Raw genomic sequence first — 9,653 nt, forward strand, 5'->3', positions numbered from 1 at the left:
TTGATTGTACCGCACTTTCTTCTCCCCGAAATCATCATGCCTTCGCGCTTTGGGCGAAAAGCGCGAAAACCTAAGACAAAGCCCAATCAATGCAATAAGATTGACAACCCAATGCACAACCTAGGATCTGTAACAGCCATGATGTGGTTTAAAAACGTACTCACTTATCGCTTCAGCCGCGAGATTGACCTTAATGCCGATCAACTTGAAAAGCAGCTGGAAGAGTTCCGCTTTACGCCATGCGGCAGCCAAGACATGCACAAGTTTGGCTGGGTACACGCGCTAGGCAAGCACGGCGATATGTTCACGCACGTGATCGGCGACAACATTTTGATCTGCGCGCGCAAAGAAGAAAAAGTCGTTCCTGCATCGGTGATCAAAGAATCGCTGAACGCCAAGGTTGACACACTGGAAGCAGAACAGGGCCGCAAGCTGAAGAAAAGCGAAAAAGACACCATCAAAGATGAAATCATGATGGATTTGCTACCGCGCGCATTCAGCCGTAAGCAACAAACGTATGCCCTGATCATGCCAAAAGAAGGCTTTATCTTGGTGGATGCGGGCAGCTTCAAAAAAGCTGAAGACATGCTGGCCCTGCTGCGTAAGTCTATCGGTAGCCTACCAGTTGTGCCTGTGACACCGGAAAAACCGACTGAACTGACGCTGACCGAATGGGTACGCTCAAACGCGTCACCAACGGGTTTCACCATTGGTGAAGAAGCCGAGTTCAAGGCCTTATTGGAAGACGGCGGTGTGATCCGTTGTAAGCAACAAGATTTGTCTTGTGATGAAATTTTGGCACACATCGAAGCCGATAAAGTGGTCACGAAATTGGCGCTTAACTGGCAAGAGCGTATCGACTTTATCTTGTGTGATGACTTGTCCGTGAAACGTTTGAAATTCGCCGATGAACTGCGCGATCAAAACGATGATATCGACCGCGAAGACATGGCGCATCGCTTGGATGCCGACTTGTCGTTGATGGCCGGTGAATTTTCAGCTTTCCTACCGAATCTGTTTGAAGTACTCGGTGGGCTAGAAGCGAAAGCCTAAGCCATCACCATAAGCCAACAGGCTTATTCTTCTATTCCGTGCTGAGGGGACGCTTGCCTCTCAGCGCGATTTACTCCCTCTCCCCTTTTTTCCTGCCTGTTGCTGTATTTCTATCTCCCCTCCTTTACTTTGTCTTTGCTTTACCTTTACGCCGTCTTCCTCCCGCATTTCCCGACTCATTATGCCGTTTTCATTGCCTTTGTGTGGTGGATCACAGTAAAATCTCGCCTCACTTCCGTATCCCTACGATACGGCCTGATTTGCAATCAGACACTGGAATATAAGAGCTATGTTTAAACCTGAATTGTTATCGCCTGCGGGCAGCCTAAAAAACATGCGTTACGCGTTCGCTTACGGGGCAGATGCTGTATACGCCGGTCAGCCACGTTACAGCCTGCGTGTTCGTAACAACGAGTTCAACCTCGACAACCTGAAAATCGGTATCGATGAAGCCCATTCCCTTGGCAAGAAGCTGTACGTGGTATGTAACATTCAGCCGCATAACTCTAAACTGAAAACCTTCATTCGCGATTTGAAACCTATCGTTGAAATGGGCCCTGACGCCCTGATCATGTCCGATCCTGGCTTGATCATGATGGTACGCGAAAACTTCCCAGACATGCCGATTCACCTATCTGTACAGGCGAATGCCGTTAACTGGGCGACTGTGAAATTCTGGTCAACCCAAGGCGTTGAGCGTGTGATTTTGTCACGCGAACTGTCGCTAGAAGAAATCGAAGAAATCCGCGAGCACTGCCCAGAGACAGAGTTGGAAATCTTTGTTCACGGCGCACTGTGCATGGCGTACTCAGGCCGTTGTTTACTGTCTGGCTACATCAACAAGCGTGACCCTAACCAAGGCACCTGCACCAATGCATGCCGTTGGGAATACAAGACAGAAAAAGCCACTGAAAACGATGCAGGCCAGATCGTTGAAGTACAAGATGCCGTTCAGGTTCAAGAAGCCGAACCACGTCCAGACAACACGCTGGGTCTTGGCAAGCCTACTGACGAAGTGGTGCTACTAAGCGAAGCACACCGCCCTGAAGAAAAAATGGCAGCGTTTGAAGACGAGCACGGTACTTACATCATGAACTCAAAAGATCTGCGTGCCGTTCAGCACGTTGAGCGTTTGACGAAGATGGGCGTGCACTCACTGAAAATCGAAGGGCGTACCAAGTCGTTCTACTACTGTGCACGTACTGCACAGGTGTACCGTAAAGCGATTGATGATGCTGTTGCGGGTAAAGCCTTTGATGAAAGCTTGCTAGGCACCCTAGAGAGCCTTGCACACCGCGGCTACACCGAAGGTTTCCTACGTCGTCACACACACGATACGTACCAGAACTATGATTACGGTTACTCTATCTCTGATTCACAGCAGTTTGTGGGTGAATTCACCGGTAAGCGCCGTGGCGACTTGGCTGAAGTAGAAGTGAAGAACAAGTTCATGACCGGTGACAGCCTAGAAGTGATGACACCAAAAGGTAACGTGATCTTCACGCTCGAAGCGATGGAAAATCGTAAATCTGAAGTGATTGATGATGCAAAAGGCAATGGCCACTTTGTGTTCATTCCCGTCCCAGCTGATATGGATCTCGATTTCGGTTTGCTGATGCGCAATCTAAACTCAGGGGAAAACACCCGCAACCCACACGCTCCGAAAGACGGTCAATAATCGCTATGGCACTGCTCATTACCGGTAAATGCATTAACTGTGACATGTGTGATCCTGAATGCCCGAACGAGGCGATCACCATGGGTGCCGATATCTATGAGATCGACCCAGACAAATGCACAGAGTGTAAAGGCCACTACGACAAGCCAACGTGCCAGTCGGTGTGCCCCATCACGAACTGTATCATTACCGATCCTGATCATATCGAAAGCGATGACGAGCTACTTGAAAAGTTCGTCACTCTGCAAGGGATGGTGTAACCGTTTCTAAACGGCTAACCACTCTTAACAAAAAAAGCGCCCAAGGGCGCTTTTTTTCTATCCGTATATTTCAAACTGTACCTGTCTTTTCGCTCTGTCTTTTCGTACAGCCGCTCTCTACTGCCCTTCTTTTTATCCTCGAGGTCTTTATCTTATGTTTCCAAAAGAACCAAGCACTGCGCGGGGGGCGGTGGCGGCACTTTTTTCTTCGCTTTCACGACGTCTTTCTTTGGCTTAGGCTTTTTCTCTGATTTTGGTTTGGGCTTCCAAGACGCGAGTTCTGCGCCACAACCGTCTCCCAGTGGCGGTGCTGCTTGCTCTTGACAACTGCTATCCCCTTCCGGGCAATTGAGTCTGACGTGGAAATGGTAATAATGCCCCCACCATGGGCGCACTTTACGTAACCAATCACGGTTGTTCCATTCACGTTCACACAGCTGCTCTTTGATCACGGGATGGACAAAAATACGCGCGACGCGTGCATCAGCGGCGGCCAATTGGACCATTAAGGCTTGCGACTGCCCCCAGTGCTTCTGATTGATCTTGTACTGCTTCAAATGCACCATCGGCAGCGGCTGTACATCAATCAACTCATCATCACTGAGTGGCTTATCCACCACTTTCAGCCAAATATCGGCATCTAATCCTGTCTGATGACTAGCATGACCCGAGGCAAAACGGCCACCGCGCGGCATGGCGATATCACCCACTAACAACTGACCCAACTCCAGTTTATTGGCTTTTTTCGACAAGTCCGTAAGAAATTGAATCATATCGGGGTGACCATAATAACGACCACGGTAGGAACGCATCACTTGGTACCCTTCCCCCGCTAGCGGTAACGAGGCGCCCCCCGCCAAACAGCCGTTGTTATAGGTGCCGATAGATTCAGACTGACCATTACTCGGTGATTCAACCTGCTCCCAGGGGGTGCTCCATACCTGCGCACTCCAAATCATGCCCAGTAACATTACAATGCCATATTTCACGGGTACTCCTTTACTCACCAACTCAAATCGCAAAGACGCAGATCGCAAAAGAGGAGCTGTGCTCCTCTTTCGTTGATCTATTTCGCTCTATAACTATAGTCTTTTACGACTATTTAGAAGGCATAGGAGACATTTAATCGAATATCCCGACCGGCATCTAAGGTTCCTTGGGCAATCTCACCGTTGTTACCGTAACTTGCATGATCGCGATAAGCCTTATCCAACAGGTTCTTAACCGTAAACGTCAACGCCAAATCATCATTATTCAGTGGGTACCATTGCGCATAAATGTCATGCAAGGCATAGCCCGGCTTTTCCGCGTAACCTTCCGCTACATCGGTTAAGCGTTCCACATAGCGCCCGATATACCCGATTTCCACGTCATCCATCACTTGGTAACTGACATCAGCGACCCAGGTATCACCAATGGCTGTGCCGATCCCTTTGGTGTCATCATTCAATGGCTCACCATTCAGCTCCGGACGTGATTGATTGTAGCTCAACCCTGCCACAACACCTTGCCACTGATACCCCACGCGAGCGGTAAACCCTTTGGTTTGTAAATCACCGAGGTTAGCCAACTCGCGAGGCCGCTCGTCCGTTTCGCCCACGACATCTTCAATTTCACTCCAGTAACCGGTGACCGAGACCTGCCAATTCCCCGTTAACCAGTTGAAGCCAATCTCGGTATTCTCTGCACGTTCTTCTTTACGATCCACTTGGCTTTTCGCGCCATCCAACTTAAAGATTTCACGTACCTGCGCACCTCGGATCGCCTGCGCATAACCCGCATACACATCTAATCCCGGCATCACTTGATAGGTCAGATTGATGTTCGGGCTAAAGCCATCGTGGTTAATTTCTTCACTGTTAGACTCTTGCAACTGGTAGTCATCATAGCGGAGACCCATGCTCAATAAGACGGCATCCGTCAGTTGCAGATCCCCTTGCATGTACACACCCAGCACACGCCCTTCATCCGTGTCAGCCCCATAAATAGGGCTGCCTAAATACCCTTCATCGTCACGGTATTCGATACCGTAAGTGATCAGGTGCGGGCCAAGCGCGCTGACATTACGCACATCCAAACCGTAGCTTTTCGCTTCGCCCAAGTAATCCCCCCATGGGCCATCGAGATGCTCCAGAGAGGTTTTAGTGTGATAAGCCGTAATGTCCAGCGCCAACCAATCATTGTTCAACGGATCAAACTGATAATTACCCGTGATCGTTTCACGCACCATTTCTTGATTAATCGGCGCATTTTTCACGCTCTCGACCCATTGCGGGCGATGGTAGCGGTAGGCTTCGTCTTCCCGGCGATCGTAACTGAGTGTCAGCTTCTGCTCATCACTCAGATCCCCCACCAACTTCACGAAGCCCACTTTGTTTTCAGCGGCGGTATACGGTTGCTCATCGCCATTACCATCAGTGAAATCACCTTGATCGCTGTACGATAACGTGGCTAACACACTGAACTGATTAGAAAGGTAACCATAGCCGCTCAGGCTGGTTTTGTACCCTTCCGTATTATCGTAATAACCCGCTTTCACCAAAGCCCCGAAACGCTCATCGCCTTGTAGTAGATCTTGCGGATCTTTGGTCACAAAACGGATCGCGCCACCCAATGCCCCAGGGCCTTCTGTGGCCCGACCGGCACCCGCAGACATTTCCACTTGGCGGATCAATTCCGGCTCAATCGATAAACGGCCTTGGTGGTGATATACGTAGCCCGATTGCGTCGCCCCATCGATAGTGACATTGAGCAATGTATCTTCAATACCACGGACATAAATCTTCTGCGATACACTGGATCCACCACCAATAGAGACCTCAGGATCAGTGCGGAAAATATCACTCAGATCCGTCGCTTGACGTTTGTCGAGTTGCTCTGAATCAATCACCACTTCCGGTAATTGCTGCTGACTCCCCGTGACAACCATCGTTTCGTGCATGGCATCCTGCGCCTGTGCTGAATACGCGACCATCGCGAATGCGACGGCTAACGAGACGCGTGTTTTGTTGAATGAACCGCCCTGTTCCATAAACCCACCAAATAGAAATAACAATCATTTTCAATAAGGCGCATATTTTGATAATCAGAAAACGCAATGTAAAACACTTTTACAACCGTTACACATCACGCATCGTTCCCTCGCAATTTTGGGTGCACATTTATGTAAAACGGTAACCTCGACCGTGAAGGGTTTTAATACGGTCTGCAGCCATACCAGCACAATGGAGTTTTTTGCGGACACGGCTCAGGTGCATGTCGATACTGCGATCATACGAACGATAAGTACGTTCTAACACGCTATCGCACAAATCCGACTTACTGACGATACACTGGCGATGCTGGGCTAATTGCCACAACAACTTAAATTCTATTGGGGTTAATTTCAGATCATGCTCGCTATACTGGGCACGCATAACCGTTTTATCGAGCCGTAGTTGGTCAACAATTAAAGTATGAGCGGGATTGGGGTGATAATGCGGACGCCGTAAAATGGCATTCACACGGTACGGTAATGTCTCTAACTGTTGGGGAAGACAAATGTAATCATCAGCCCCTTCAAGAAAGCTAGCCATACACGTCGCTTGGCAATATTCCCGAGTAAAGATAATCGTCGGTAACGCAGTTTGTCGCGTCACAGAGAGCAGAGACTGACGGAGCGGCGGATTCATGCTGGCGGGAATGAATACACACCGCCCTTTGCGTTGGCGAATAGACTGAATGGCAGCCGTCTCTTCGATGCACAATGCATCATACCCTTGCACACTTAACGCTTGTGCAATGTACTCGTGATCAGACGGATAAGGGGGAGAGGCTGTCACGACGATCACTTTTTCGCTAACCGGCTTAGACGCAATCGTTGTGCTTATTGCTGTATTAGATTGTTCGAATTTCACGCACCCTCAAATGATATTCATTCCCATTTAAGGACAATACTAATGAAATCAAATAGCAACACAAGCGGGAGAGGAAAACAGATCACACAATAAATAAAAAGGCCCTAATGGGCCCTTTCTGCAGAGAAAAATGCTATTTCATTTGCTGATCCAGATTGAGGATCGTCAATGCATTACTCACACTCGTCGCCAGCACATCAACGACACCGGATCGCAGCACGCCGAGCAAGGCCAACGCTTTGCTGTTTTCTGCGGCAGTCACCACCACTGTAGGAATGTGCCGTAATTCTTCCATACTCAAGCCAATCACACGATCACTCATCATGGTATCTGCACGCAGACCTTTACTGTCAAAGAAGTCATAACCCGCCAGATCGCCGACAACCCCTTTGCGGATCCTCGCTTCCACGATCTCTTGCGGTGTGAACCAACCGAGTTTCACCATATGACTGTTTTCATTCATGTCTCCGACACCGACCAACGCGACATCAGCACGACGGGCGCGATCTAAGGTCTCTTTTACTGTGCCATTTTTCATGATGGCTTCTTTTACTTTGATGTCTTCAACATAGGCGGGTGCATACAAGGTTTCACTGATCCCACCGTATTTTTTCGCTAACAAACGGCAGATATGATCGGCGTTGATGGCATTACCCGAACGGTGAGTGCCCCCAATCCCGCACACAAAGCGGCATTTACGGTGCGGCACGACACCCACATGGCTGGCAATCGTGGCAATATTACGCCCTTGCCCAACCGTCACGACCATGTCATCAGTCAGGGTCGCCGCTAAATAGGTTGAGACCAAACTGGCCACTTGCTGGCGTTGGCTTTCATCATCCGGCTGATCCAAGGCAATCAACGCGCGTTTCAAGCCAAAACGCTCAATCAATTGCTGCTCCAGTTTTTCACTGAAGACTGGATGATACTTTACGGTAATTTCAACGACGCCTTCATCACGCGCACGACGCAATAAACGGCCGACTTTCGCTCGCGACATGCCAAACTTTTGGGAAATTTCTTCTTGCGTCGCACCATCTTGATAATAGGCAATCGCAATTTCCGTCAACATATCACTGTCGACTTGAGGTATATCATTCACAGGCAGGCTCATTCATTTCCCAAGTAATACATGGCATAAACACGAGGGACTATCTTACCTTGAAGGCTATACTGGTGCGAGCCTCACCACCGTGATATGCGGGCTCTTTTTGACAAGAAGAACACCAAAAATCACACACTCACAAGCTGTTACCTTCTCGTCCCGTCTCCCAATTCTTCTCAAAGGTTCGGCCCTCTGGGCTGCCATCGATGCAAACGTAATTTTTCGGTTTACCGAGCAACCCAAGGCGGAAGGCATTTTTCGGGTCGCAATAGGTTTCCACATGCGTCGCATAGGCTTCTCGATACACTTTTTGCTGTGCACTGTCTATCGCGCCAAGCTGACTCAAATCGGTCTCACTACGCTCATGATGGCCCACTTCCACATCATACTGCGCTAAACCAGACCAATCACCTATCTCAGCATACTGTGATACCTGAGAATTACTGCACCCTAGCAGCCCCAACAATACACAAGCAACAATCGCTATTTTTTTCATATAGACCTCCTACAACACGTCCCTTCAGTATAGAAACTCTCCGTGCCATCGCTGAACAATGGCACAGCAGAAAAGCATATGACACTGTCATCCCTTTCTCTTTGCTCGCGATCATGTAGTCGGGAGTATGGGGGGATTTTAGGAGATGATCATATTGGAGAATCTTACATGCCGAAGATCTAACAAAACATACAGACGTAAAAAGCCCCGTCATTTCTGACAGGGCTTTCTTATAAGTGGCGGAGCGGACGGGACTTTCTATCAACCTTGAGAACAACGCGTCCCCCGGCGGACTGGCCGCTGCCCTCAAGGTAAAGAGGCTAACCAACTGAACTACCGCTCTACTCAGGATTCAAACAAACTACRGATGTAAAAAAGCCCCGTCATTTCTGACAGGGCTTTCTTATAAGTGGCGGAGCGGACGGGACTTTCTATCAACCTTGAGAACAACGCGTCCCCCGGCGTGACTGGCCGCTGCCCTCAAGGTAAAGAGGCTAACCAACTGAACTACCGCTCTACTCAGGATTCAAACAAACTACGGATGTAAAAAAGCCCCGTCATTTCTGACAGGGCTTTCTTATAAGTGGCGGAGCGGACGGGACTCGAACCCGCGACCCCCGGCGTGACAGGCCGGTATTCTAACCAACTGAACTACCGCTCCGCAGCGTGTCTATTCAGCACTTAAGCAATTTGAAGCCTGGCGATGTCCTACTCTCACATGGGGAGACCCCACACTACCATCGGCGCTGTTACGTTTCACTACTGAGTTCGGCATGGGATCAGGTGGGTCCATAACGCTATGGTCGCCAAGCAAATTCTGTTTGAAAACATTCCGCTGGTTATAAAGCCCGCTAGCGGTGTTAATTTGCTCTCGTACTTTATTCCGGCGCTACCTTTGGTAGGCGGAATATCTTCACAATCTGGAAAAGTTAACTAGTTGTGTTCTCATACACGATTCAAGTGTTTGCGGAGTCCGTCGTCTCTTGCGAGATAAAACCCCTTGGGTGTTGTATGGTTAAGCCTCACGGGCAATTAGTACAGGTTAGCTCAATGCCTCGCAGCACTTACACACCCTGCCTATCAACGTCGTAGTCTTCAACAACCCTTTAGAGACCTTAAAGGTCTAGGGATGACTCATCTTGAGGCTCGCTTCACGCTTAGATGC

Annotated in this window: 8 protein-coding genes, 1 tRNA gene and 2 rRNA genes; 3 read left to right on the top strand and 8 right to left on the bottom strand. The window is 49.2% G+C overall.

The features are described from left to right. Positions 1-141: 141 nt before the first annotated feature. The 3 genes from rdgC (at position 142) to L4C36_RS15850 (ending at position 2,991) form a co-directional block, all read left to right on the top strand. Positions 142-1,053: a recombination-associated protein RdgC gene (gene rdgC, locus L4C36_RS15840; protein WP_428478783.1), complete on the top strand. Its 912-nt coding sequence runs from the start codon at positions 142-144 to the stop codon at positions 1,051-1,053. A gap of 289 nt (positions 1,054-1,342) precedes the next feature. Beyond that, entirely contained in the window at positions 1,343-2,731 is a 1,389-nt protein-coding gene (gene trhP, locus L4C36_RS15845; protein WP_428478776.1) for a prephenate-dependent tRNA uridine(34) hydroxylase TrhP, read from the top strand. Between the two features lie 5 nt (positions 2,732-2,736). Next, a complete protein-coding gene (locus tag L4C36_RS15850; protein ID WP_428478777.1) occupies positions 2,737-2,991 on the top strand; it encodes a YfhL family 4Fe-4S dicluster ferredoxin in 255 nt (84 codons plus the stop codon). 152 nt (positions 2,992-3,143) lie between these two features. On the opposite strand, the gene mepA is transcribed toward L4C36_RS15850, so the two are convergent. The 8 genes from mepA to L4C36_RS15890 all read right to left on the bottom strand — a co-directional run. Then, on the bottom strand, positions 3,144-3,962 hold the full coding sequence (gene mepA / locus L4C36_RS15855; protein ID WP_428478784.1) for a penicillin-insensitive murein endopeptidase: 819 nt from the start codon (positions 3,960-3,962) through the stop codon (positions 3,144-3,146). A gap of 131 nt (positions 3,963-4,093) precedes the next feature. Then, entirely contained in the window at positions 4,094-6,022 is a 1,929-nt protein-coding gene (locus L4C36_RS15860) for a TonB-dependent receptor domain-containing protein (protein WP_428478778.1), read from the bottom strand. A 130-nt stretch (positions 6,023-6,152) separates the two neighbouring features. Further along, positions 6,153-6,887 carry a winged helix-turn-helix domain-containing protein gene (locus L4C36_RS15865; RefSeq protein ID WP_428478779.1) on the bottom strand — a complete coding sequence of 245 codons (735 nt, stop codon included), beginning with the start codon at positions 6,885-6,887 and terminating at the stop codon, positions 6,153-6,155. Positions 6,888-7,020: 133 nt separating this feature from the next. Next, entirely contained in the window at positions 7,021-8,001 is a 981-nt protein-coding gene (locus L4C36_RS15870) for a sugar-binding transcriptional regulator (protein ID WP_428478780.1), read from the bottom strand. A gap of 127 nt (positions 8,002-8,128) precedes the next feature. Beyond that, on the bottom strand, positions 8,129-8,488 hold the full coding sequence (locus L4C36_RS15875; RefSeq protein WP_428478781.1) for a DUF2799 domain-containing protein: 360 nt from the start codon (positions 8,486-8,488) through the stop codon (positions 8,129-8,131). Between the two features lie 584 nt (positions 8,489-9,072). Beyond that, positions 9,073-9,149 (bottom strand) — tRNA-Asp (locus L4C36_RS15880). 34 nt (positions 9,150-9,183) lie between these two features. Continuing rightward, positions 9,184-9,299: ribosomal RNA gene (gene rrf, locus L4C36_RS15885) — 5S ribosomal RNA — on the bottom strand. Between the two features lie 200 nt (positions 9,300-9,499). After that, positions 9,500-9,653 (bottom strand): 23S ribosomal RNA (locus L4C36_RS15890); the annotation flags it as partial.

The sequence above is a fragment of the Photobacterium japonica genome (genome assembly GCF_050337005.1).
In the GTDB taxonomy this organism is placed as follows: Bacteria; Pseudomonadota; Gammaproteobacteria; order Enterobacterales; family Vibrionaceae; genus Photobacterium; species Photobacterium japonica.